Origin of the sequence: Pseudidiomarina piscicola (assembly GCF_902806985.1) — a bacterium.
GTDB classification, from domain to species: Bacteria; Pseudomonadota; Gammaproteobacteria; order Enterobacterales; family Alteromonadaceae; genus Pseudidiomarina; species Pseudidiomarina piscicola.
Genome location: NZ_CADCXY010000003.1, coordinates 147999 through 172202 on the forward strand (window position 1 = coordinate 147999; position 24204 = coordinate 172202).

At 50.4% G+C, this 24204-nt stretch carries 25 protein-coding genes; 22 read left to right on the top strand and 3 right to left on the bottom strand.

What is annotated here, in order from left to right:
• Positions 1-2: 2 nt before the first annotated feature.
• The 4 genes from PSI9734_RS07610 to PSI9734_RS07625 all read left to right on the top strand — a co-directional run bounded on the left by PSI9734_RS07610 (position 3) and on the right by PSI9734_RS07625 (position 6171).
• Positions 3-953 carry a hypothetical protein gene (locus PSI9734_RS07610; RefSeq protein ID WP_173920514.1) on the top strand — a complete coding sequence of 317 codons (951 nt, stop codon included), beginning with the start codon at positions 3-5 and terminating at the stop codon, positions 951-953.
• Positions 954-1128: 175 nt separating this feature from the next.
• Positions 1129-2094 (top strand): hypothetical protein, encoded by a 966-nt coding sequence (locus tag PSI9734_RS07615; protein ID WP_173920515.1) that lies wholly within the window; start codon positions 1129-1131, stop codon positions 2092-2094.
• Between the two features lie 108 nt (positions 2095-2202).
• Positions 2203-4029, top strand: coding sequence for a DUF1302 domain-containing protein (locus PSI9734_RS07620; protein WP_173920516.1), 1827 nt, complete (start codon positions 2203-2205; stop codon positions 4027-4029).
• A gap of 126 nt (positions 4030-4155) precedes the next feature.
• Positions 4156-6171 (top strand): S9 family peptidase, encoded by a 2016-nt coding sequence (locus PSI9734_RS07625; RefSeq protein WP_173920517.1) that lies wholly within the window; start codon positions 4156-4158, stop codon positions 6169-6171.
• 53 nt (positions 6172-6224) lie between these two features.
• Here PSI9734_RS07625 and PSI9734_RS07630 read toward each other — a convergent pair whose 3' ends face one another.
• A complete protein-coding gene (locus PSI9734_RS07630; protein ID WP_173920518.1) occupies positions 6225-7004 on the bottom strand; it encodes a glycosyltransferase family 2 protein in 780 nt (259 codons plus the stop codon).
• 83 nt (positions 7005-7087) lie between these two features.
• Between PSI9734_RS07630 and ung the strand changes: the two genes are divergently transcribed.
• Positions 7088-7735 carry a uracil-DNA glycosylase gene (gene ung / locus PSI9734_RS07635; protein ID WP_173920519.1) on the top strand — a complete coding sequence of 216 codons (648 nt, stop codon included), beginning with the start codon at positions 7088-7090 and terminating at the stop codon, positions 7733-7735.
• Positions 7736-7833: 98 nt separating this feature from the next.
• Here the strand turns inward: ung and PSI9734_RS07640 are convergent, their stop codons facing one another.
• Positions 7834-8004: a DUF3545 family protein gene (locus PSI9734_RS07640; protein WP_173920520.1), complete on the bottom strand. Its 171-nt coding sequence runs from the start codon at positions 8002-8004 to the stop codon at positions 7834-7836.
• 279 nt (positions 8005-8283) lie between these two features.
• Here PSI9734_RS07640 and suhB point away from each other — a divergent pair, with 279 nt between their 5' ends.
• The 9 genes from suhB (at position 8284) to fdx (ending at position 15360) form a co-directional block, all read left to right on the top strand.
• A complete protein-coding gene (suhB, locus tag PSI9734_RS07645) occupies positions 8284-9084 on the top strand; it encodes an inositol-1-monophosphatase (protein WP_173920521.1) in 801 nt (266 codons plus the stop codon).
• A 24-nt stretch (positions 9085-9108) separates the two neighbouring features.
• The gene (trmJ, locus tag PSI9734_RS07650) at positions 9109-9828 is read left to right on the top strand and encodes a tRNA (cytosine(32)/uridine(32)-2'-O)-methyltransferase TrmJ (RefSeq protein ID WP_173920522.1); all 720 of its coding nucleotides are present in this window, start codon (positions 9109-9111) and stop codon (positions 9826-9828) included.
• Positions 9829-10038: 210 nt separating this feature from the next.
• Complete coding sequence (gene iscR / locus PSI9734_RS07655) at positions 10039-10527, top strand: Fe-S cluster assembly transcriptional regulator IscR (RefSeq protein WP_173920523.1); 489 nt, start codon at positions 10039-10041, stop codon at positions 10525-10527.
• Positions 10528-10557: 30 nt separating this feature from the next.
• Positions 10558-11772 (top strand): IscS subfamily cysteine desulfurase, encoded by a 1215-nt coding sequence (locus PSI9734_RS07660; RefSeq protein WP_173920524.1) that lies wholly within the window; start codon positions 10558-10560, stop codon positions 11770-11772.
• 15 nt (positions 11773-11787) lie between these two features.
• Positions 11788-12171 (top strand): Fe-S cluster assembly scaffold IscU, encoded by a 384-nt coding sequence (gene iscU / locus PSI9734_RS07665; RefSeq protein ID WP_173920525.1) that lies wholly within the window; start codon positions 11788-11790, stop codon positions 12169-12171.
• Between the two features lie 25 nt (positions 12172-12196).
• Positions 12197-12520 carry an iron-sulfur cluster assembly protein IscA gene (gene iscA, locus PSI9734_RS07670; RefSeq protein ID WP_173920526.1) on the top strand — a complete coding sequence of 108 codons (324 nt, stop codon included), beginning with the start codon at positions 12197-12199 and terminating at the stop codon, positions 12518-12520.
• A gap of 2 nt (positions 12521-12522) precedes the next feature.
• Positions 12523-13023 carry a co-chaperone HscB gene (gene hscB, locus PSI9734_RS07675; protein WP_173920527.1) on the top strand — a complete coding sequence of 167 codons (501 nt, stop codon included), beginning with the start codon at positions 12523-12525 and terminating at the stop codon, positions 13021-13023.
• An 87-nt stretch (positions 13024-13110) separates the two neighbouring features.
• Positions 13111-14976, top strand: a complete 1866-nt coding sequence (gene hscA, locus PSI9734_RS07680; RefSeq protein ID WP_173920528.1) for a Fe-S protein assembly chaperone HscA — start codon at positions 13111-13113, stop codon at positions 14974-14976.
• A 45-nt stretch (positions 14977-15021) separates the two neighbouring features.
• Complete coding sequence (fdx, locus tag PSI9734_RS07685) at positions 15022-15360, top strand: ISC system 2Fe-2S type ferredoxin (protein WP_173920529.1); 339 nt, start codon at positions 15022-15024, stop codon at positions 15358-15360.
• A 97-nt stretch (positions 15361-15457) separates the two neighbouring features.
• Here the strand turns inward: fdx and msrA are convergent, their stop codons facing one another.
• Positions 15458-15988 (bottom strand): peptide-methionine (S)-S-oxide reductase MsrA, encoded by a 531-nt coding sequence (gene msrA, locus PSI9734_RS07690; protein ID WP_173920530.1) that lies wholly within the window; start codon positions 15986-15988, stop codon positions 15458-15460.
• Between the two features lie 234 nt (positions 15989-16222).
• On the opposite strand from msrA, the gene ndk reads away from it, so the two are divergent.
• The 8 genes from ndk (at position 16223) to bamB (ending at position 24203) form a co-directional block, all read left to right on the top strand.
• Entirely contained in the window at positions 16223-16654 is a 432-nt protein-coding gene (ndk, locus tag PSI9734_RS07695) for a nucleoside-diphosphate kinase (protein WP_173920531.1), read from the top strand.
• A 137-nt stretch (positions 16655-16791) separates the two neighbouring features.
• Positions 16792-17925 (top strand): dual-specificity RNA methyltransferase RlmN, encoded by a 1134-nt coding sequence (gene rlmN / locus PSI9734_RS07700; protein ID WP_173920532.1) that lies wholly within the window; start codon positions 16792-16794, stop codon positions 17923-17925.
• Between the two features lie 70 nt (positions 17926-17995).
• Entirely contained in the window at positions 17996-18784 is a 789-nt protein-coding gene (gene pilW / locus PSI9734_RS07705; RefSeq protein WP_173920533.1) for a type IV pilus biogenesis/stability protein PilW, read from the top strand.
• 11 nt (positions 18785-18795) lie between these two features.
• Positions 18796-19887: a RodZ domain-containing protein gene (locus tag PSI9734_RS07710; RefSeq protein ID WP_173920534.1), complete on the top strand. Its 1092-nt coding sequence runs from the start codon at positions 18796-18798 to the stop codon at positions 19885-19887.
• A gap of 19 nt (positions 19888-19906) precedes the next feature.
• A complete protein-coding gene (gene ispG, locus PSI9734_RS07715) occupies positions 19907-21019 on the top strand; it encodes a flavodoxin-dependent (E)-4-hydroxy-3-methylbut-2-enyl-diphosphate synthase (protein WP_173920535.1) in 1113 nt (370 codons plus the stop codon).
• Positions 21020-21075: 56 nt separating this feature from the next.
• Positions 21076-22335, top strand: a complete 1260-nt coding sequence (gene hisS, locus PSI9734_RS07720) for a histidine--tRNA ligase (protein WP_173920536.1) — start codon at positions 21076-21078, stop codon at positions 22333-22335.
• 54 nt (positions 22336-22389) lie between these two features.
• Positions 22390-23010 carry a YfgM family protein gene (locus tag PSI9734_RS07725; protein ID WP_173920537.1) on the top strand — a complete coding sequence of 207 codons (621 nt, stop codon included), beginning with the start codon at positions 22390-22392 and terminating at the stop codon, positions 23008-23010.
• On the top strand, positions 23007-24203 hold the full coding sequence (gene bamB / locus PSI9734_RS07730) for an outer membrane protein assembly factor BamB (protein WP_173920538.1): 1197 nt from the start codon (positions 23007-23009) through the stop codon (positions 24201-24203). Before PSI9734_RS07725 ends, bamB begins: the two co-directional genes overlap by 4 nt.
• The last annotated feature ends 1 nt before the right edge of the window (position 24204 follow it).

Below are 24204 nucleotides of genomic sequence, written 5' to 3' on the forward strand. Positions count from 1 at the left end.
CAATGCTTGGTAATGATTCGAAAAAAATAGCACCAGCGGCGGCGCTGCTGGTGCTACTCACAGCCAGCGGCTGCAGTGAGCTGCATGAGTATGTGATTGAAGGTGAAGTAACATCGTTTGAGTATAGCGAGTTTAGTTCAGTAGAAAATGATGCCGTGTCAGATTTCAAGCTTGAAGCACAAGTTGATTTCTTTCCTTTTCCTGGACCTTATATCGATGATGGCACGACAAAGGCCTATAACGACATTATTGAGTACTTTAACCTAGTCAGTAGCGGGGCCCAACTGGATATCGTGATGGATTTTCCAGAATTCCCCGACAACGTCAGTATCAATAATAGTTTCTATAGTAAAGCCAATGGTGTGGATGTGTTCCTGATGGAGCTTGACTATGAGCAATCGGGCTTGCGTACATACCATCGTTTTGAGATGTCGCAACTAGGTTCACCTTTTATTGACTTAGTGACGGCTTATCCGGAGCTATTTTCTGGCAGCTATGCCACCGAGGTAGCTTACGAGTCGCAAACGACGGATGTTGCGACCACTGCAGTCGTCAGTACGATTTCCGCAGCAGGTACTACAACCAGCGTTATCGACCGAGTGATATCTGAACTAGACCTCGATGGTGACGGTATTGACGATGCTCTGGACCAATGCCCATCTTCTGATTTAGCTGAAACCGTGAGCTTTAATTGGCTTGAAACGGGTGTTGCGAACCCAGTGGGAGCGAACGGCTGTAGCTTGATGGACCGTTTTGCCGCTTGTGAAGCCGAAGCAGAAGAGCAGCCAAGCTCACCTTGGGGCTGGTTCCAGCCGGTGGTTAGTGGACCAACGCAGTGTGAACGCGATGTGATTTATGGCGCGCAAAATGAGGGGCTGATTGACTATACCGAAGGCCGCATGTTGCGACGTGCGTTAAGCACCTACTACAACGCCGAGAATGGCGAAGATTAGCCTGACTATTTAGGTGTTACTTCAAACAAAACCTAGACCAAGCAGCCTGCTGAGCAGGCTGCTTTTTTGTGTCTGTAAAGCTGGCATTATTGTGTAATGACTTATTTTCAATTATGTTGGATGTAAGCATGCGAGAATCACCTCGTATGATAAAATAAAACAAAGGAAACGAAGCATGCGCGCTAACCTCCGTCCACTAATGCTCGGTAGTATTTTCATTGGCTCTTTGTTTACCACCTCAACAGCTTTTACCGCAGAAGAAACTATTCGTATTGAAGGTGAATTGCTGTTTTCAAGTTTACCCACATTAGTTGACCACCAAGGCCCGTTGACGACCCCGTTAAACTTTATTGCTACGGTGGTACAGAATCCGGACGAAGGCATTCCCGCTGGTTTTTTCGGCCTCAGCAAAGACTACACTGATGCAACTCAAACCTTGCGTATGGAAATCATGGGCCCCGACGGCGGATTGCTTTATGATCGCACATTAGATGTAAGTGACTTACCTTCTTCTGCAACTGTTGACGCGCTCTCTTGGTTTCTTTTTAATAGCGATGCGCAAGCGACGAGTGAACCATCGGGGAGTGCGTTCTGGGGAATTATCGCTGCTTCCCAGGAACAGTTTCTGCGCCGCGAAATCAGCTTAGGTGAGAGTTTATTTAACCGTAACTTGGGCGGATTACCTGAGGTTGTGGTTGAAATAGGCTCGTTATTTGCTGAAGTTTCAGGTTATCCGGTGTTGACAGAGGGCAGCTACACCTACAGTTTCCTTTATTATGATCAAACCGTGGATAACCTCAGTGGTATCGCTGACACAGGTCTGGTGCAAGGGTACGCCACCCGAATCTCTTATGGTTCTGACGATGCTGATGGCGATGGCATAGCCGACGATATTGATAGTTGTCCCGCTTCAGATAAACGCGCCACGGTCGTTTTTGACTGGAATGACTCAGGGGTCACCAACTATACCTTCGCCAATGGCTGTACGTTAAGCGATGAGTTCGCACGCTGCAGCACAGCAGCAAATTGCACAATGAAATTGGTACACTCCCTTGAAAAGGGCGGTTCAATTAACTTAGAAGAAGCAAACAGATTACGGAACGCATCGCAGGTTGGCTATCATTCGCGTCGACCGCGGTAGGCTCTATTTTTCTCAATACACCACTTGCATATTTGCAACTCATCGGACATGATTGAGCTTATAACATCCTAAGGGGATTAGGTGGCTAACATGAAAAGAAGAACAACTATGCTAAAAAAATTACCTCTAGCTACAGCTATAGCGCTGGCATTCGCAGGAACAGCAGGCGCCCATGCCGCAGAATTTGAAGTGGGTGACTTCCGCGTTAAGTTCGATTCCATCATTTCATATGGCGCCGCATGGCGTATGGAAGAGCGTGATATGCGCTTTATCCATCCTGGCAACATGGAAGGTGGACTAGGTCAGTCGGGTGTTGCTGATGACGGCAACCTCAACTTCGATAAAGGCGACTTGGTCTCCTCGGTGGTCAAAGGGGTACATGACCTCAGCATCGACGGCGGCGATTACGGCGCATTTGTTCGCTTCAAATATTGGTACGATGACGTCATCAAAAATAATGAGATGGCCCACGGTCACGCGGCCACCAATTTTTATCCTAACGTTACCTTAGATAACGATGGCCTAGATGATTACTCAACCGGTTCAGGTTTTGAATTACTTGATGCCTTTGCTTATGTCTATTTTGACCTCGGTGATATGCCTGCCAACTTGCGTGTCGGTCGCCAAGTTCTAAGCTGGGGTGAAAGCACATTCATCTTCAACGGTGTGAATGCCATCAACCCAATCGACGTGAACGCAGTGCGTCGTCCGGGTGTTGAAATTAAAGAAGCCTTGTTACCTGTTGGAATGGTGAACTTAAACCTTGGTTTAACAGACGAAACAAGCTTAGACATGTTCTATCAATACGAGTGGGACAACACCAAGCTAGATGGTTGTGGTACCTTCTTCTCGACCGTTGATATTCTCGGCGGCCCTGGTTGTAACAAAGTGACCTTGAACCCAACCTTAGTGCCTGGTGTGCCGTCAAGCAGTCTCAGTGACCGCGAATCAGTTGAGTTTGGTACTTACCTTGACCGAGCGCCGAATATCGAGCCAGATGATGGTGGCCAATACGGTTTTGCGTTGCGCCATTACAACATGGACCTCGACGTAGAGTTTGGTTTGTACTACATGAATATTCATAACCAGACGCCAATTATTTCAGCGTACAACTGGGAACAACAACCTAGCCCATCGTTGAGCCACCCTGACGGTATTCCAATTGCGGGTCCAAACTATGTACTGCAATACCCAGAAGACCAAGAAATCATGGGTGCCAGCTTTAGTACCAACTTTGGCTTATGGTCAGTTGGCGGTGAGTACAGCTTCCGTCCAGACCTCGCGGTACAAATCAATACCACAGAAATCTTGACTGCCGGCCTTCGCGCGGGCGTACCAAGTACCTTTGGTGACCGCATTCGTACCGATGAAACAGGCGCGTTTACCAACCTTGGCGAACTCCAGCAAGGTTACGATGAGCTCGACGTCAGCCAGTTCCAGTTAACAGGTATTCGCTTTCTCGATAACGTGCTCGGCGCGAGCCGGTTGACCTTTATCGGTGAAGTCGCGATGAACAAAGTTCATTCTTTGCCAAGCCTTGATGAGCAGCGTTACGGTCGTAACCCAGTATTTGGTAAGTGTTTAACCATGGCCGACCAGCAAGCTTTGGGTAACCCATCGCCAGCGGCAGACATTAACTGTGAAGGTTTTGTCACGGCTTCATCATGGGGCTATCGCACCCGCTTCGTTGCTGAATATAACAACGTTATATCGGGCTGGAATATGACACCAACCCTAGCCTTTGGCCATGACGTAAAAGGTTACTCGCCAAACAGTAACTTTATCGAAGGTCGCAAAACCATCGGTTTGAGTGTGGATGCGAGCTACTTGTCGTCTTATAAAATCGGCGTTGGCTATAACATCAACACCGGTGGCGATTACGAAGCCGCAAGTGACCGCGATTTCGCATCGATTAGCTTCAGCTACAGCTTCTAATCGTTGATGATAGATTTAAAAACCCGCTTCGGCGGGTTTTTTTATGCCATTCATCCCACAAGGCTTGCGTAAAACCCTTACAGGTCGTAGTTATAACTTGAACGACGGGTTAACTAGGAGTCGAAAATGAAAAGACTAATTACTTTGGCGCTGACCTTAGCAACAACCTCGGCCATCGCCACCGAGCAAGAGCAAGCGACATTTCAACCGCAAGACGTATTCCAACTTGAATACGCCAGCTCACCCACCATTCACCCAAAAGGTGATTACACGGTGTTTGTTCGCAATTACATGGACATCATGACCGACCGTAAATATGGCACCTTATGGCGAGTCGATAACAAAGGTGAGGTGCGGCCCTTAATTGGTGGTGATGCAAACGATCATTCACAAACGTGGTCGCCCGATGGTAGCAAGCTGGCGTTTGTTTCTAATCGCAGTGGTAGCAATCAGATCCATATGTATTGGACGGACACCCGAGATCATGCGCCAGTGACCCGCCTGACAGGGTCACCAAGTAATTTAAGCTGGTCGCCAGATGGCAAGTGGTTAGCATTCACCATGTTTACGCCAGCGCCTGAAAAAGCACCCGTGTCCTTGCCAAAGGCACCAAAGGGTGCAACCTGGGCTGAAGCGCCCAAATACATTGATAAAGACAATTACCGCTATGACGGTGGCGGCTATGCCAAAGACGGCTACAGCCAAATCTATGTGATGCCGGCAAGCGGTGGCACGCCGCGTCAATTGACCAGCGAAGAGTACAATCATGGTGGCCAATTGGCGTGGACCCATGACAACCAGAGTATTATCTTCTCGGCCAATTTACGTGAGGACGCTTTCGATCAGCCAGCAAACTCAGAGCTCTACAGCGTAAGTGTTGCCGACGGCGAGGTGGCGCAACTCACTGATCGCTTTGGTCCCGATGGCTCACCTAGTGTTAGTCCTGATGGCAAGAAATTGGCATGGTTAGGTTATGACGATGAAATGATGAGCCATCAACTGACCCAGCTGTATGTGATGGACCTAGGCGGTGACGAGCCGCAATTACTCACCAGTGACTTAGACTATAGCGTGAGTGATGTGAAGTGGTCGGCCGACAGCCGCGGTGTTTATTTTTCCTACGATCGCCATGGGCAAGGCACCATCGTTTATCAAAATTTAAATGGCAAACGTAACCAGCTGACCGACGAAATGGGTGGTTTGAGTTATGGACGCCCATACAGTGGCGGTGCTTTTGATGTGCATGGCGCAGGGCAATTAGTCTACACCTTGGCCGACGCGCAGCGCCCTGCCGACTTAGTTTTAAAAGACGGCAAAACCCGTCGACAACTAACCCAGTTAAACGAAGACTTATTTGCTCACAAAGAGCTCGGCCGAGTTGAAGAAATTTGGTATGACTCTAAGCACGGTGACTATAAGATCCAAGGCTGGATTGTTTACCCGCCAAACTTTGACCCAGACGAAAAATACCCGCTGATACTTGAAATTCATGGCGGCCCGCATACAGCCTATGCCGAGAGCTTCTCAGCAGAAGTACAACTAATGGCTGCGGCAGGTAACGTCGTGCTTTACACCAACCCACGCGGCAGTACCAGTTATGGCGAAGAGTTTGCCCAGGAAATTCATCATAACTACCCAAGCCAAGACTACGACGACCTGATGGACGGCGTGGACGCAGTTATCGACAAAGGCTTTATTGATGAAGACAAGCTTTACGTCACCGGCGGCAGTGGTGGTGGTGTCCTTACCGCATGGATCGTGGGCCATACCGACCGTTTCGCCGCCGCAGTAGTCGCCAAGCCGGTTATTAATTGGTACAGCTTCGTGCTTACCGCCGACATGTACAACTATTTCACGAAGTATTGGTTCCCTGGCTTGCCATGGGAGAACCTTGATCACTACATGAAGTATTCACCGATCAGCTACGTTGGCAACGTCACCACACCAACCATGCTACTTACCGGTGAAGCCGACTACCGTACGCCGATCTCTGAGTCGGAACAGTACTATCAGGCATTGAAACTTGCCGGCGTAGAAACCGCCATGGTGCGCGTCCCCGATGCCCCACACGGCATCTACAGCCGCCCATCGAACCTGATCGGCAAAGTCGCCTACATCCTCCACTGGTTCGAAACCCACTAGAGGGGGCAGCCCTTACAATGTAAAGATGATTTCCGAAGGGGGGCTGCCCCCCCTTATTTTTTCTGTTGCTGTTTGCGGCGGTAAGCAATCTCGTAGAGCTTGGCTTCAGTGAGGAAAAAATGGAACGCATCAATGTTGGCCTTGATAAAGCCACGCCAGCCGGACCAAATCATTTGTCGGCCTAAGTAGAACTTCAAAAACATCAATGGAAATATCAGTAACAGCCGCGGCAGGCTGCACGGGCGCCCCTGCTGTTCACGCTGTTCTGCTTTTAGTAGTGAGTAGGTGTTGAGCTTGTCCATATAGCCATGGGCCGAGTCGTAGCCGTAATGCTTTAGATAAATCGGCAAGTAGGCCAACGGCGGCTCAACTTCAATATGTTCGTGAACTAATACATCAGTGTTCATGTGACACTTGTCTTTACGGTACACACGACGGTACTTGTGATGGCGTGCTTTGCGTAAGCTGTGCCCCATGAAAATATCATCGTGGTGGATCCAAATCCCATTCACATCACCTTCGGCGATGCGTTCGCGGATCATTTTCAGGCCACCTGCAGGCATCACTTCATCGCCATCAAGGTTAAGCACCCAATTGTGTGTGCATTGCGCGATGCCGAACTCCTTTTGTTTGGCATAACCTGGCCAGTCATTGTGCACAATGCGGGCCCCATGTTTTTCAGCGATTTCCAGCGTGCGGTCCGTTGAACCAGAGTCGATGATAACGATCTCTTCGACCCCGCGAACGCTTTCGAGCACTTCATCAAGATGTGCCTCTTCATTCAAGGTAATGACAAAAACGCTCATTGCCGGATAATCGTTTTTTGCTGACATGCAAAGCCTCACATTGTTACCATAAAGACGCTAATATCATACCGTAAAATACGTGAATAGAGATAGTTACCATGGAGCAGGGCATGACCGAACTCACTTGGAGCGATGTAATCGCGCAAGAAAAGGAACAAGCGTACTTCCAGCAGCTATTGCATAAAGTACAAAGCGAGCGCGACGCCGGAAAGGTTATCTACCCACCTAAAGAGCAGGTGTTCAATGCCTTTAAACTGACGCCGTTGGCACAGCTGAAGGTCGTTATTCTCGGGCAAGACCCTTATCACGGCCCTGGTCAGGCCCATGGATTGAGTTTCTCAGTGCCGGATGGAATCAAAGTACCGCCGTCGCTGAAGAATATATTTAAGGCGCTACAACACGACTTTGATGACTATCAGCCGCCGGTTCATGGCAACCTAACGCACTGGGCTGAACAAGGCGTATTACTACTCAATACGGTACTGACGGTAGAGCAGGGCCAGGCTGGCTCGCACGCGAAATGGGGCTGGGAAAAGTTTACAGATCGAGTGATCACGCAAATTAACACGCACTGCGAAGGCGTTGTGTTTTTACTTTGGGGCGCTCACGCACAGAAAAAAGCCGCTTTGGTAGACGCCGACCGACATCATGTGTTGACGGCAGTACATCCGTCACCATTATCGGCGCATCGAGGCTTTCTGACCTGTGGTCATTTCCGCCGCACCAATGAGTTACTAAAGCACCCAATCAACTGGTAGCGGATAAGCAAAAACCGATGTTCGCTGTTCGATGTTTGATGTTTGAAAAAGCAGTCAACTAACAGCGAACAGCAAACATCAAACATCGATTTTGTTTCTTAAAAATCGAATTCGTCTAGCTCGAGATCGAAATCGTTATCCATCTCTTTCAACTCTTCTCGCAGACGATATTTTTCCTTGAGGGTTTCAATTTCTCGCCATTTACGTTTACTACGACGAGACTTGCTCTGTTTTGCTTCAACACCGTTTAGCTCTTGCGAATGATCCATGGGATCCTCCTAGCTTATAGTTGTTATTTTAGGTATAGCGCAACACTTAAATAACACTTGGAGAAATAAAATACAAGAGCGCTGTTAGCTATTTGCTGTTTGCTGTTAGACAAACCAACAGACATTTAATGCTTATTTTCGTGTTTGGATTTTGGCAAAAAGCGAACGTAGTGAGCGTGCGAACATCGAATAGCAAACATCGAATTCTTGCGCTATTCGCAAGAAAGACGTATAATCCGCCGCCACAAAATCGTTCTTTTACAGCACAGGTATATTGGTATGCATCCCATGTTAAACATCGCGGTGCGCGCTGCGCGTGCGGCGGGTAAAATCTTAACTAAAAATTTCGGCGTCGAAGCCGACTTTAATGTTCAAGCGAAAAGCCAAAATGATTTCGTTAGCGAAATTGATCAGGCCGCTGAACAAGCGATCATTCGTACAATTCAGAAAACCTATCCTGATCACAGCATCTTAGCTGAGGAAAGTGGTGCGATTGAGGGAGCTACGCCTGAACATCAGTGGATCATTGACCCACTTGACGGCACCACCAATTACCTGCGCGGTATTCCTCATTTCGCGATTTCTATCGCTTATCTCCACAAAGGCTCTGTGCAAGCGTCGGTCATTTATGATCCGCTACGCGAAGAACTGTTCACTGCCACCAAAGGCGCAGGCGCGCAACTCAACGGTAAACGTTTACGCGTTAAAGCGCAGCGCGACCTCAATGGTTCATTGCTGGCAACAGGCTTCCCGTTCAAGCGCAAAGACTTACAAGAAAACTACCAAGCGGTATTTGGCGCACTATTTGAGCACACCGCGGATATGCGCCGTGCGGGCGCCGCAGCGCTCGACCTGGCCTATGTGGCCGCAGGCCGTTTTGATGGTTTCTGGGAATTCAGCCTTGAGCCATGGGATATCGCAGCAGGCGGGCTTATTGTTCGCGAAGCGGGCGGACTGGTAACCGACTTTGCGGGCGGTCATGGCTTTATGCAAAGTGGCCACTTGGTCGCCGGTAACCCGAAAGTGGTGCAGCACTTGTTAACCAAAGCGCGCCCACATTTACCAGCCAGCATGAAGTAACGGGCCACAGGCTAGGGTGACGCTATGTTAGATAAAATCCGTATTGTTTTGGTCAACACCTCGCATACCGGCAACATCGGCTCGGTCGCCCGAGCCATGAAAACCATGGGCTTGAGCCAATTGACGCTAGTGGATCCGGTGCAACCGCCCGATAGTCATGCCTCGGCTCTTGCGGCCGGGGCCACGGACGTCTTACATAGCGCCCAAATTGTTGATGACCTGCCAAGCGCCATTGGCGACTGCGGGCTTGTTATCGGCACTAGCGCGCGCAATCGCACCCTCGATTGGCCGCTGCTAGGCCCGCGCGAAGCTGCCGGCAAACTGCTCGAAGAATGCCCAAATTATAACGTAGCACTGGTGTTTGGGCGCGAAAATAGCGGCCTGACCAACGAAGAACTGCAACAGTGCACCCACCATGTTCATATCCCCTCCAACCCCGATTATAGCTCGTTGAATTTGGCCATGGCCGTGCAAACGCTCGCCTATGAGGTTCGCATGCAATGGCTCGAAGCCAACGAACATCCTGCAGGAACTGAAAGTGAGTATCCACTTACTGAAGATCTCGAGCGTTTTTACGGTCATCTTGAACAGACGTTCACTGACACGGGTTTTATCATTAAACAACACCCAGGTCAGGTGATGGCGAAGTTACGCCGCTTGTTCTCGCGCGCCCGCCCAGAGGCGAATGAGTTGAATATTCTTCGCGGAATGTTGGCGTCGGTGGATAAAACACAAAACCGTTGATCGTACGCTGCGCTGTTCGTTGCTCGTACGCTGCGCTGTTCGATCGCTGCGCTCTCTAAACAACGAACAGTGAGGCGCGAGCCGAACGTACGACCAACGAACAGTGAGGCGCAGCCGAACATACGACCAACGCCTTTCGCTCTCCATAATACTTGACTAAAATAGTCGGGAATGCGAAAATTACGGTATCAACGTGGAGGAAGAACAGCTATGCGCTTAACCTCAAAAGGACGATACGCCGTAACCGCAATGTTAGACGTAGCGCTGCATACAGAACAAGGTCCTGTGCCGTTGGCCGATATCTCGGAACGGCAGGGAATTTCATTGAGCTATCTTGAACAATTATTCGCGCGCTTGCGTAAGCATGGACTGGTAAACAGTGTTCGTGGTCCTGGTGGCGGTTATCGCCTCGGGTTTACGCCGCACGAAATTTCAATTAGCGCAGTGATTCAAGCCGTCGATGAAACGATCGACGCGACCCGGTGCGGTGGCAAAGGCGGGTGCCAAGGTGGCAGTCGTTGTTTAACGCACTCACTGTGGTCGAATTTAAGTGACCGAATTGAAGATTTTCTCGCGAACATTAGCTTAGCCGAGTTGGTACAGCAGCAAGACGTGAACGAAGTTGCTGAACGTCAGAACGCCACAATAGCCGAGCAAAAGAAACGCGAACAACAAATTGCATTGAATTGTCAGCTCTAAACCGACTGACAAGTTAAGGAGTAGCACTGAATGAAACTACCAATTTACTTTGATTATGCAGCCACTACGCCAGTTGACCCACGGGTTGCTGAGAAGATGATGCAGTTCTTAACGCCAGACGGACAGTTTGGTAACCCAGCATCACGCTCGCACCGATTTGGTTGGCAAGCGGAAGAAGCTGTCGATATCGCTCGTAACCAAATCGCTGATCTGGTGAACGCCGATCCGCGTGAAATCGTTTTCACCTCAGGTGCGACCGAGTCAGACAACCTTGCGATTAAAGGTGCGGCAGAGTTTTATCAGAAAAAAGGTAAGCACATCATTACCCTAAAAACTGAGCACAAAGCCGTATTGGATACCTGCCGTCAGCTTGAGCGCGAAGGTTTCGAAGTGACCTACCTTGACGTACAAGAAGACGGTTTGCTTGACCTGGAAGTGTTTAAGCAAGCCTTGCGCGAAGACACAGTGCTTGTCAGCGTGATGCACGTGAACAACGAAATTGGTGTGATTCAGGATATCGAAGCGATTGGTAACCTGTGCCGTGAAAACAAAACCATTTTTCATGTCGATGGCGCACAAAGTGCCGGTAAAATCGATATCGACCTGCAAAACTTACCGGTCGACTTAATGAGCTTCTCAGGCCACAAAATGTATGGCCCTAAAGGTATTGGCGCGATGTTCGTACGTCGTCGCCCACGGGTGCGTTTGAATGCTCAAATGCATGGTGGCGGCCACGAGCGTGGCATGCGTTCAGGTACGCTTGCAACCCACCAAATTGTTGGCATGGGTGAAGCTGCTCGTATCGCCAAAGAAGAAATGGCTGCCGAGCGCGAGCGTTTCCGTGCCTTGCGCGACCGTTTATGGAACGGCGTTAAAGACATCGAAGAAGTTTACATTAACGGTAACCTTGAACAGGGCGTACCGCATATTTTCAATATCAGCTTCAACTTCGTCGAAGGTGAAAGCTTGATTATGGCCTTGAAAGACTTAGCAGTATCTTCAGGTTCAGCCTGTACCTCTGCAAGCCTTGAGCCATCGTACGTATTACGTGCCATTGGCCGTAACGACGAACTTGCACATAGTTCAATTCGCTTTAGCTTCGGTCGCTTTACGACAGAAGAAGAAGTCGACTATGCAGTGGAACAAATTCAGCAATCAATTGGTCGCTTGCGCGACATGTCGCCCCTATGGGAAATGTTCAAAGACGGCGTTGATTTAGACAGCGTTGAATGGGCGGCACACTAAGAGAGGTAAAGAGTTATGGCATACAGTGAAAAAGTAATCGACCATTATGAAAACCCACGTAACGTAGGTGCATTCGATAAGAATGACCACTCTATCGCAACCGGTATGGTTGGCGCACCAGCGTGTGGTGACGTAATGAAGTTACAATTAAAAATCAGCGATGCAGGCATTATTGAAGATGCCAAGTTCAAAACCTATGGCTGCGGTTCAGCCATTGCCTCTAGCTCACTCGTTACTGAATGGGTAAAAGGTAAGTCGGTTGAAGAAGCTTCTCAACTGAAGAACACCCAAATCGCCGAAGAACTTGCATTGCCACCGGTAAAAATCCACTGCTCAATTTTGGCAGAAGACGCCATCAAAGCAGCACTGGAAGATTACAAGAAAAAACACGCAAGTTAAGATTTCATAAGCGGAAGGGTAAGTAATGGCAATTACCATGACCGAAGCAGCGGCACAGCGTGCTCGCTCGTTTTTGGAACAGCGCGGTAAAGGTGAGGGCATCCGGTTAGGTATCAAAACCACTGGGTGCTCGGGCCTTGCCTACGTGATGGAATTCGTCGATCACGTTGACGACACCGACACGGTTTTTGAAGAACGTGGTGTTAAGATCATCATCGACGGCAAGAGCTTATTGTACCTTGACGGTACCGAGCTCGATTTCGTTAAAGAAGGCCTCAATGAGGGCTTTGAGTTTAATAACCCGAACGCCAAAGGCGAGTGCGGGTGTGGCGAGAGCTTTAACGTTTAAGCATGAATCATTTCGAGCTGTTCGCAATAGAACCAGAGTACGCAGTCGACTTAGCCGACTTGCAGGTGCGTTATCGCAAGCTGCAACAAGCGATGCATCCAGATCGATTCGCCAATGCAAGTGAACGCGATAAGTTGTTGGCGGTGCAGCGCACCTCTCAACTGAACGACGCGTACCACACATTGCGTGATCCCCTAGGGCGAGCTGAGTACATTCTCGGCTTGCGCGGGGTCGATATGCAGCATGAACAGAAAACCCTGCAGGATCCCGAGTTCCTGATGGCGCAAATGGAGTGGCGCGAGCGCGTTGAAGAACTTAACGCCGGCGACTTCACTGCTATTGACCAAGCCTACAGTGATCTCGAACGCGAAACCAAAGTGTTGCAGGAGCAGCTTGAGCAGCAAATAGCGGAGGCCGACAACGATGAAGCGGCAAACAGCATCCGCAAGCTTAAGTTTATGCATAAACTAGGGCGCGAACTCGAGGCGCTAGAAGACGCGTAACTCGTCTTAACAGCACAAGTTACCTGATACCACTAAGATGATTCAGACGCGGCTCGTCCGCGGCATTCAATTTGAAAGAGGTTTTCAATGGCATTACTGCAAATCGCCGAGCCGGGGCAGAGCACTGCGCCGCATCAACATCGTCTAGCTGCAGGTATTGACCTTGGCACGACCAACTCGTTGGTGGCGACCGTTCGTAGTGGCGAATCGCAAGTATTAGCTGACGAGCAAGGGCGTGAAATTTTACCTTCTGTCGTCTATTACGGCGCCGACGAAATTCTCACGGGATACGACGCCAGCGCAAAACACGCCGACGCGTCCATCGATACTGAAAACACTATCGTGTCAGTGAAACGCTTCATTGGCCGTACCGTTGCCGATGTGCAACGCAATTTCTCCAATCTTCCTTATCGCATGAGCGAAACCGACAACGGCGTACCGGTATTTCACACCGCCGGTGGCGACAAAAACGCGGTTGAAGTTTCAGCTGATATCTTGCGCACCTTGTCAGCTCGAGCGCAAGCCGCACTTGGTGGCGAGCTTACGGGCGTCGTTATCACTGTACCCGCGTACTTTGATGACGCGCAGCGTCAAAGCACCAAAGATGCCGCGCAGCTTGCAGGGCTCAACGTGTTGCGTTTGCTCAACGAACCCACAGCTGCGGCAGTGGCCTATGGGCTCGACTCAGGTCGCGAAGGCTTAATCGGCGTTTATGACCTTGGTGGCGGTACCTTTGACTTATCGCTCCTGCGTTTGCAAGGTGGCGTGTTTGAAGTGTTAGCCACAGGCGGCGATAGCGCCCTTGGTGGCGACGACTTCGACCAAGCCATCGTCAATTTCTTAAAAGCAGAATGGGATCTTCCAAGCGATGTCCCTGCGCGCTTAGAGCGTGATCTTATCAACGCTGCGAAAACCGCCAAAGAAGCTCTAACCGACGCTAATGAAACCGAAATTTTGGTGGCAGAGCTCGATAAAAAAATGCGCTTCACGCGCGCCAAACTCGATGAATTAATCGAACCTTTTGTGCGTCGCACCTTGGTCAACTGCCGCCGCGCACTTAAGGACGCTGGCGTGAGCGCTGACGAAGTGCTCGACGTAGTGATGGTCGGCGGTTCAACACGCGTGCCGCGTGTCCGTGAAGCGGTCGGCGAGTTCTTTGGCCGCGAGCCATTAACCTCCATCGACCCAGACCAAGTGGTCGCTATCGGCGCTGCGGTACAAGCCGACATTCTGGCCGGCAATAAACCCGATTCCGATATGTTGTTGCTCGACGTAATTCCACTGTCCCTTGGTCTTGAAACCATGGGCGGGCTGGTCGAAAAAGTCGTGGCACGCAACACCACAATTCCGGTTGCCAAAGCGCAAGAATTCACCACCTTCAAAGACGGCCAAACCGCGATGATGATTCACGTGGTGCAAGGTGAACGCGAATTAGTCGACGACTGTCGCTCACTCGCACGCTTTGTGCTGAGCGATATTCCGCCTATGGCCGCCGGCGCAGCACACATCCGTGTGACCTTCCAAGTCGATGCCGATGGCTTGTTGAGCGTCACCGCAATGGAAAAATCCAGCGGCGTGACTGCGTCAATTCAAGTCAAGCCTTCTTACGGCTTGAACGACGACGACATCACCACCATGCTGCAAGCGTCGATGAGTAACGCCCAAGAAGACATGGCCGCGCGCATGTTGCGCGAACAGCAAGTAGAAGCCGACCGCGTGCTTGAAGCCCTAAGTAGTGCACTTGCCGCCGACGGCGACTTGCTTGATGAACAAGAACGTCAGCGCTTAGACGACACCATGGCAGCCCTACGCGAAGCCCGCGGCGGCACCAGCGCCGAGGCCATCGAGAAAGCGATTGAAGCGGTTGACACAGCCAGTGAAGACTTCGCTGCACGCCGCATGGATGCAGGGATTCGTAAAGCGCTATCCGGCAGCAATGTAAACGAGCTGTAGGCTACGACCCAGCGCGCATAAACCAGTTTTTAACGAGGATGAGTAATGTCAAAAATCGTATTCTTACCCCATGAAGAGCTTTGCCCAGAGGGCGCAGCTATTGAAGCCAAAGACGGCGAAAGCGTGCTGGACGTAGCACTGCGCAATGGCATCGGCATCGAACATGCCTGCGAAAAAGTGTGCGCGTGCACCACCTGCCACGTGTACGTTCGTGAAGGCTACGACTCACTTGAAGAAATTGACGACAACGAAGACGACATGCTCGACAAAGCCTGGGGCCTCGACCCAGACTCACGCCTAAGCTGCCAAGCCCGCGTCAACGGCGAAGACCTCGTCGTCGAAATCCCCAAATACACCGTCAACATGGTCAAAGAAAACCACTAGAGGGGGCAGCCCTTACAATGTAAAGGCACTTCCCGCAGAAGGGGCAGCCCTTACAATGTAAAGATGGTTTTCAGAGGGGGGGCTGCCCCCCTCAGTCTTATTCCAACTTTTCAGCAAAAGTTCTCTTAAATTTAGCGAGTTTTGGGCTTATCACTGCCTGGCAATAGGCATTTTGTGGATTACGCTCCACAAAGTTGTCATGGTAGTTCCCAGCCGACCAAAATTTCTCAAGCGGTTGCAGCTCGGTGACGATCTCATCGTCCCATGTTTTATCGTCACGCATTTCAGCAATGATCTCTTCTGCCGCCGCGCGTTGCTCTTCGCTTTGGTAAAAAATCGCCGAGCGATAATGCGGGCCGATATCATTGCCTTGCCGATTCAACTGGGTTGGATCATGCAACGCAAAGAAGATTTCCAATACCTCACGGATAGAAAGGGCGGTCGGTTCAAAGGTCAGTTGTACCGCTTCAGCGTGCCCGGTATCGCCCGCACACACTTGCTCATAAGTTGGGTTTTCTAAGTGCCCGCCAGCAAAACCTGACTCTGCTTTTAACACCCCGCGGACCTGTTTGAAGGCACCTTCAATGCACCAAAAACAGCCACCGGCCAAAGTAATTTGTTGGGTCATACGCTACTCCTTATAGACGTTTAGACATCTATATCATAATTCGGATAGTAGATGAAGACAAACGCTCATTTTCTCTATAACAATCCTCAAGGGGGGGCAGCCCCCCCTGCGGGAAACGTCTTTACATTGTAAGGGCTGCCCCCTCTGGGGTGGTGGCGTGCGGGTGGTGGAACGTGTATAATCCGCGCGACTTTAAATCTAAGCATCCAAACTTAAAGCACAGCGGAGAAAATCATGGCTTTAGAACGTACTTTATCTATTATCAAACCAGACGCAGTTGGCAAAAACGTTATCGGCGCTATCTATAACCGTTTCGAATCAACTGGTCTGCGTATCGTTGCAGCGAAAATGATGCACTTGAGCAAAGAACAAGCTGAAGGCTTCTATGCAGAACACAAAGAGCGTCCTTTCTTTGGCGCCTTGGTTGAATTCATGACGTCTGGCCCAATCATGGTGAGCGTATTGGAAGGCGAAAATGCGGTTTTACGTCACCGTGAAATCATGGGCGCAACTAACCCATCAGAAGCACTGGCGGGAACTTTACGCGCTGACTATGCTGAAACTATCGACGAGAACGCGGTACATGGTTCTGACGCGGTAGAATCTGCGGCACGTGAAATTGCTTACTTCTTCTCTGACGAAGAAATCTGCTCACGTACACGCTAAAAATACAAAGCGTAGTTCGAACGCTACGCTTTTCGTACGCTTCGCTGTCCGTACGCGGTGCTGCTCGTGAAAACGACTAGCGCAGCGTACGAGCAGAGAGCGAAGCGAACGCACGAACAACGAGTAACGGTCCTTAAATGAATGCAGTTGATAAAAAAGTGAATCTTCTCGACTTGAATCGTCAAGGTATGCGCGAGTTCTTCAAAGAGCTCGGAGAAAAGTCATTCCGTGCCGATCAAGTAATGAAATGGTTGTATCACTATTGTGTCGACAACTTCGATGACATGACTAACCTCAATAAGGGCTTGCGCGAAAAATTGAAGCAAATTGCTGAAATACGCGCGCCAGAAGTTCGTGTGCAACAGCAATCCAGTGATGGCACTATTAAATTTGCCATGACGTTATTCGACGGCCAAGACGTCGAAACTGTATGGATTCCAGATGGCGATCGCGCCACCTTGTGTGTTAGTTCGCAGGTGGGTTGTGCGCTCGAATGCACTTTCTGTAGTACCGCGCAACAAGGCTTCAACCGAAACCTACGCGTGGCAGAAATCATTGGCCAAGTTTGGCGAGTGAATAAACTGCTTGGCCCTTACGGCGAAACAGGTATTAAAGCGGTAACAAACGTGGTGATGATGGGCATGGGTGAGCCTTTGCTGAATCTGAAAAACGTTGTTCCGGCAATGGACTTAATGCTCGACGACAATGCCTTCGGCTTATCGAAACGGCGCGTCACCTTAAGTACCTCAGGGGTGGTTCCAGCCCTGTATAAACTGAAAGAAGAAATCGACGTAGCATTGGCGATCAGCTTACATGCGCCGAACGACGAGTTGCGCAATCAAATTGTACCGGTCAATAAAAAGTACAATATCGAAGAGTTTTTGAAAGCTAGCCGTCATTATATTGATGGTTCGAAAGCAAATAAGAACATCACTATTGAGTATGTTATGCTCGATCACGTGAATGACTCAATGGACCAAGCTGCAGAGCTGGCGCGTACGCTAAAAGACACACCGTGCAAAATTAACTTGATTCCATTTAATCCATTCCCCGGAAACGATCACGGTCGTTCCAGTAATTCTCGCATTGACCGCTTTGCTAAAGTTCTGATAGAAAAGGGTTATATTGTGACGGTACGGAAAACACGCGGCGATGATATTGATGCCGCATGTGGCCAATTGGTGGGCGATGTCATCGACCGAACCAAGCGTATCCTGAAGAAGCAGCAAGCACAGCGTGGTGGTAGCGGAATCGACGTCAAGGTTTCGTAAATCTCCAATAGCAGCGTAGGCATGCGGGACACTTCAGGGTAGCATTGCGATTAACCGAAGAGGACCTGTAATGCGACGACTCCAGCAAATTTTACTTGTGACCAGTGTTGCGCTGCTGGTGACAGGTTGTGTCAGTCAACGTACCGTTGATGGCAAAAATCAGCCAGCCCAAAAATTTAACACCCAAGAAGCGGCCTCCACACGGCTAGCATTGGGGCTGCAGTACCTGCAATCAGGCAACTACCAACAGGCGCGCGCCAACCTAGAACGTGCGCGCGAATACACGCCGAATAATCCGGCAGTGCTGACGGGGCTGGCCTTTTATTATCAACGAGTCAAAGAATACCAAAGCGCTGAACGCTATTATCGTCAGGCCATTGACTTACAACCGACCAACGGTGATACCTACAACAATTTAGGCGCCTTGCTGTGCAGCATCGGTCGTTATGACGAAGCCGATCGTTATTTCCAACAAGCTTTGCAAATTCCCGATTACATTAAAGTTGCATCAACCTACGAGAATGCGGCGCGTTGTGCTGCGAAAGCCGGAAAAATGCAACAGTCAGATCAGTACTTTCGGCGCGCCATGAATCACAGTGCCGGCAGTAGCTCTATTCTTGAAAGCTATGCTGCGGTATTGTTAGAGCAGCAACGTACTGAAAAGGCCGCGCAAGTACTGAGACAGCGAGCGAATTTACCGCAACTCTCAGCACAATATTTGTGGTTAGAAATACAGCTAGCCAAACAACAGAATAATAAAGTTCGGCAAATCAGTTTCGCCGAATTACTTTTGTCGCGCTTTCCAAACTCACGCCAAGCACGTGAGTATCAAGCGCAAACTTCAGAACCCAATTCATAATGAAGTAGCCCATGACCACGGATAATGACGAATTAAATGAAACTACGCCTGAGCAGGAGCCGACGACCTCGGTAACACCTGGGCAATTGATTAAACAGGCGCGCGAAGCCAAGGGCCTCAGCGCGCAACAAGTCGCCGATAGCCTGCGCTTACGATTAGCAGTCGTGCAGATGATCGAGGCGAATGAGTTCGACAAGCTGGCCTCGCCTACATTTGTGCGTGGCTACCTCCGTAACCTTGCGAAAAACCTTGAGCTGGACGTTGATGAAGTGTTCGCGGCGTATCACGCTCATGGTCACGAACAGGCCACTCCGGCGAACGTCAAGATGCAAAGCTTCTCGCGAAGGAAATTGAAAGATCGTAACGAGAGTCGACTGAGCCTCATCAGCTACGCAATTATCATCATCACCTTGGCCTTAGTGCTGATTTGGTGGTGGCAGCAAAGCGAATTTAGTTTAAGTACCATTACTGGCAGTGAAAATGCGCCAACGGAACAAGAAGCTGAGCAATTACGCGAACAAACGGCAACGCTACCCGAGGTGGTACGCCAGGCCGACTCACGCAGTAATCAACCGTTAACCGAAGCACAAGTAAGAGCGGGGGACACCTCGACGGTGTCGGTGGAGTCGTCAGAAACACCTGATGTACCGCCAACGCTCGGCGAGCCGCAAAACACAGACTCTGACGCAGAAGCGACGAGCGCTGAAGGCAGTGCGGATGATGCGGTGGAAACCTCTGCGGCAGACACCAACGAAACAACGACCACGGACCCCGACGCCACCGAGCCCGAAGTTACCGAGCCAGAAACCACCGAACCCGAAACCACGACGCCAGAGCCCACCGAGCAGCCAACCGCCGAGTCGGCGAGCGCGCAGTTAGTGTTCGAGTTTAACGACGAGTGCTGGGTTAAAGTGGCCGATGCCACCGGCGAAGACATCGCCATAGGCGTTAAAACTGCAGGTTATCGCATGCCGCTGACGGGAGAGCCGCCTTTTGCTATCATCCTGTGCAGACCAGAAGCAGTTTCCATCACCTACAACGGTGATGCGGTAAACTTAGATAATTATGTACGCGATCGCAGTGTGCAACTGACGCTCGACTGATAACAACGAAGTACCCAAAATGATGCATGAGAACCCAATTAAACGTCGTCCATCACGACGCATTTACGTCGGTAATGTTCCTATTGGCGATGGCGCACCTATAGCTGTGCAATCGATGACCAATACTGAAACCACCGATGTCGCCGCAACGGTCAAACAGATCCAAGCGATTGCCGCGGCGGGAGCCGATATCGTGCGGGTCTCGGTGCCGACCATGGACGCCGCTGAGGCCTTTAAATTTATCAAACAACAAAGCCCAGTGCCGTTAGTAGCCGATATTCACTTCGACTATCGCATTGCGTTAAAAGTAGCTGAGTATGGCGTTGATTGTTTGCGAATTAACCCAGGCAACATCGGCAACGAACAACGTATTCGTTCGGTGGTTGACGCTGCGCGCGACAGAAATATACCCATCCGTATTGGCGTGAACGGCGGCTCACTGGAAAAAGATCTGCAAGAAAAATACGGTGAACCAAATCCGCAAGCCTTGGTTGAGTCGGCCATGCGTCATGTCGATATTCTTGATCGGCTTGATTTCCAAGACTTCAAAGTCAGTGTTAAAGCGTCTGACGTGTTTCTAGCCGTTGAGTCGTATCGGTTGCTGGCAAAGCAAATCGAGCAGCCGTTGCACCTCGGTATCACTGAAGCTGGCGGCTTGCGTAGTGGCTCGGTGAAGTCGTCGATCGGTCTTGGCATGCTCTTGGCTGAAGGTATCGGCGACACGCTGCGTATCTCATTAGCGGCCGACCCTGTTGAAGAAATTAAAGTGGGCTTTGATATTTTGAAATCGCTGCGTATTCGTAGCCGCGGTATCAACTTTATTGCCTGCCCAAGTTGTTCGCGCCAAGAGTTCGATGTTATTAACACCGTCAATGCCCTTGAGCAGCGTTTAGAAGACGTCACCACCGCCATGGACGTGTCGATTATCGGCTGTGTGGTCAATGGTCCGGGCGAAGCGCTCATCGCTGAAGTCGGTTTAGCCGGGGCTAAAAATAAGAGTGGTTTTTACGTAAACGGCGAGCGCCAAAAAGAACGCTTAGATAACAACGACTTGGTTGACCAACTTGAGCGCCACATTCGCGCTCGGGTAAAACAGCTCGAAGCTGAACAGATTCCTGTGAAGCAAGCGTAAAGCTGCGGTATACTACCCGCCATTTTTAGACATTAAACGAAACGGTAAGTAAGCTCGTGGCCAAAACAATTCAAGCAATTCGTGGAATGAACGACATCCTGCCAACGCAAAGTGCTGCGTGGCAGTATGTCGAAAGCGTGCTGCGCGACGTCGCAGCCGCCTATACCTACCAAGAAATTCGCATGCCAGTGCTGGAAAGCACCGACCTATTCAAACGCTCGATCGGTGAAGTTACCGATATCGTTGAAAAAGAAATGTATACCTTCGACGACCGCAATGGCGATAGCTTAACCTTGCGCCCAGAAGGTACAGCGAGCTGTGTGCGCGCTGGCAACGAGCACGGTTTGTTATTCAACCAAACCCAGCGCTTGTGGTACTTAGGGCCGATGTTCCGCCATGAACGTCCGCAAAAAGGCCGTTATCGCCAGTTTAACCAGTTTGGTCTGGAAGCCTTTGGCATGGAAGGGCCAGACATCGACGCCGAGGTGATCTTATTCTCAGCGCGGTTATGGCAAGCGTTTGGTATTAGCGAACAAGTTGAGTTGCAATTGAACTCGCTTGCGTCAAATGAAGCGCGCGCGAACTACCGTGATGCATTACGCGAATTCTTACGGGCTCACGAAGCGCAACTTGATGAAGACTCGAAGCGTCGCCTCGACACCAATGTACTGCGCGTACTTGATAGCAAGTCGCCAGAAACCCAAGCGGTGCTAGCAAATGCGCCAAAGTTATCCGATTATTGGGATGATGCGTCACGGGCGCACTTCGATGGGCTGTGTAAGCGTCTTGACGCAGCCGGAGTTCGTTACACCCTCAATGAACGTTTGGTGCGTGGGCTTGATTACTACAACCGTACGGTTTTTGAGTGGGTCACCACCGAGTTAGGGGCCCAAGGTACCGTGTGTGCCGGTGGTCGTTACGATGGTCTCGTCGAACAACTAGGCGGTAAAGCGACGCCTGCTGTTGGCTTCGCCATGGGCATGGAGCGCCTCGTATTACTGCTCGAAGCGCAAGACAAAATACCTGCTCAGCAACCCGTTGATGTTTACGTGATAGCGTTGAACGACGATGCGGAACTAATTGCCCCGGCTGTTGCCGAAAATCTCCGTAGCCAAGTGACGGGATTGAAAGTACAGTTGCACAGTGGCAGTCAGAATATGAAGAAGAAACTCGCCAAAGCCGATAAATCCGGTGCCGATTACGCTGTAATCGTGCGTGAGAGTGATTTTGAAATTAAATACCTACGTGATCGCGAGCAAACTGATCGGATCGCGCAAACCGCGACGGACGTGGCTACCATTGTTAGCGGTCATTGAACCGCCAGCTAACGCCGCCGCCCGAAAAATTTAGTAGTTAATACAGAGGTCGAAATGGAAACAGAAGAACAACAAATTGAGCAGATAAAAACCTTCTGGAAAGAACATGGTAAAGGTATTGTCGGTGGCTTGGTCATCGGCTTTGCGCTGTTTTATGGCTGGCGCTATTACGACGCCCAAGCATTGGCCTCACAAGAAGCTCAATCAGAGCAATATCAACAAATTATCGCGCAACTAGAAGCTGATAACGGCGATGCCGTAAGCACCGCCAAACAGTTCGTTGAAAGTGAAAAGGGCAGTACTTATGCCACTTTAACGGCATTTGAGCTGGCGCAAAACGCTATCGATAACGGCGACTTAGAAACCGCGATTACCGCGCTTCAAACCGCCCGCGACAATGCCTCTGGTGCACTAAAGTATGTCGCCGATTTACGCCAAGCGCGCCTGTTACTGGCCCAAGAACGCTTCGACGATGCGCTTGCAGCATTAACTGACGTTGGCTCAGCCAAAGGTTTTGCCAGCAAAGCCGCAGAACTACGTGGCGATGTGTTATTGGCAAAAGGCGATAGCCAAGGTGCCCGCGAAGCTTACCAAGCGGCGTTAGCGGCAGCAGAAGACGACGGCTCAACAGTTCTTGTCGAGACGAAACTCAACAGCATACCGGCGGCATCATGAAACCAATTAAGTACTTGCAGAGTGGCCTCGTTGCAGCTTTGGCGCTGAGCCTCAGCGGCTGTTCACTATTTAGCGACGACGAGCTCACCTACAAAGAACTGCAACCGTTCAATGCGACAGTGAACCCAACTGTGGTTTGGGAAGAATCTGCTGGGGGCGGTATTGATGATTTCTTTTCACGCTTGAACCCAGTGGTCGTAGACGATTTAGTGATCGCCGCAGACCGCCAAGGCTACGTTGTTGCTTACTCGGCAGCATCAGGTGAACGTGTTTGGCAGCGTGACTTGCAAAGTGAGTATGCTGAACAGGGCGAGGGCTGGTTAAGCGGTGCAGAATCGTTGCGTATCAGCGGTGGCTTAAGTGCCTATAATGGTAAGGTGGTGCTGGGCTCGGAGAATGGCGATGTGTTTGTCATGAATGCGAGCGACGGCAGCGTACTTTGGCACCAGCAAGTGAACGCCGAAATTCTTTCAGACCCGGCCGTTGATGGCACCCATGTAGTGGTTGCTGCAGGGAATGGCGAAATCTTCGCCTTTGCCATTGAAGACGGCGAACAGTTGTGGAGCTTACCAACCGACGTACCAGCGTTAAGCTTGCGTGGTACTGCATCACCAACCTTAGCTTCTGGTGGTGCTATCTTTGGCACCGCAACCGGTAAGCTTAGCGTGGTCGTAACCAGCAATGGCCAACAAGCTTGGGAAGCGCGCCTAGCGGTACCTAAGGGTGCCACAGAGTTGCAGCGTTTAGTGGACGTCGACAGCACACCTATTGTACGTGGCAATATCATTTACAATGTGGCCTACAACGGTCAGCTAGCCGCAGTTGAAATTCGCAACGGTCGCGTGGTTTGGCAGCGCGAATACTCTTCGTTCCAAAACCTGGCCATGCAAGGCAGCACCTTGTTTGTCACCGATGTTGACGATCGTGTGTATGCAATCAATGCCGACGGTGGCATCGAAAAGTGGGTCAACGACGACCTAGAAGGGCGTGAAGTTACGGCCCCTGTGTATTATCAAGGCCACATCGTGGTCGGTGATGAATTTGGTTATTTGCATTTCATGGACGCCAAAACTGGGGTTATGTCAGGCCGTTTAGACCTTGGCGATACCGCTTATGTGGCACCTGTGGTGGCAGATGATCAACTTTATATTCAAACACGCGACGGCACATTACTCGCGGTAAGGACTCAGTAAG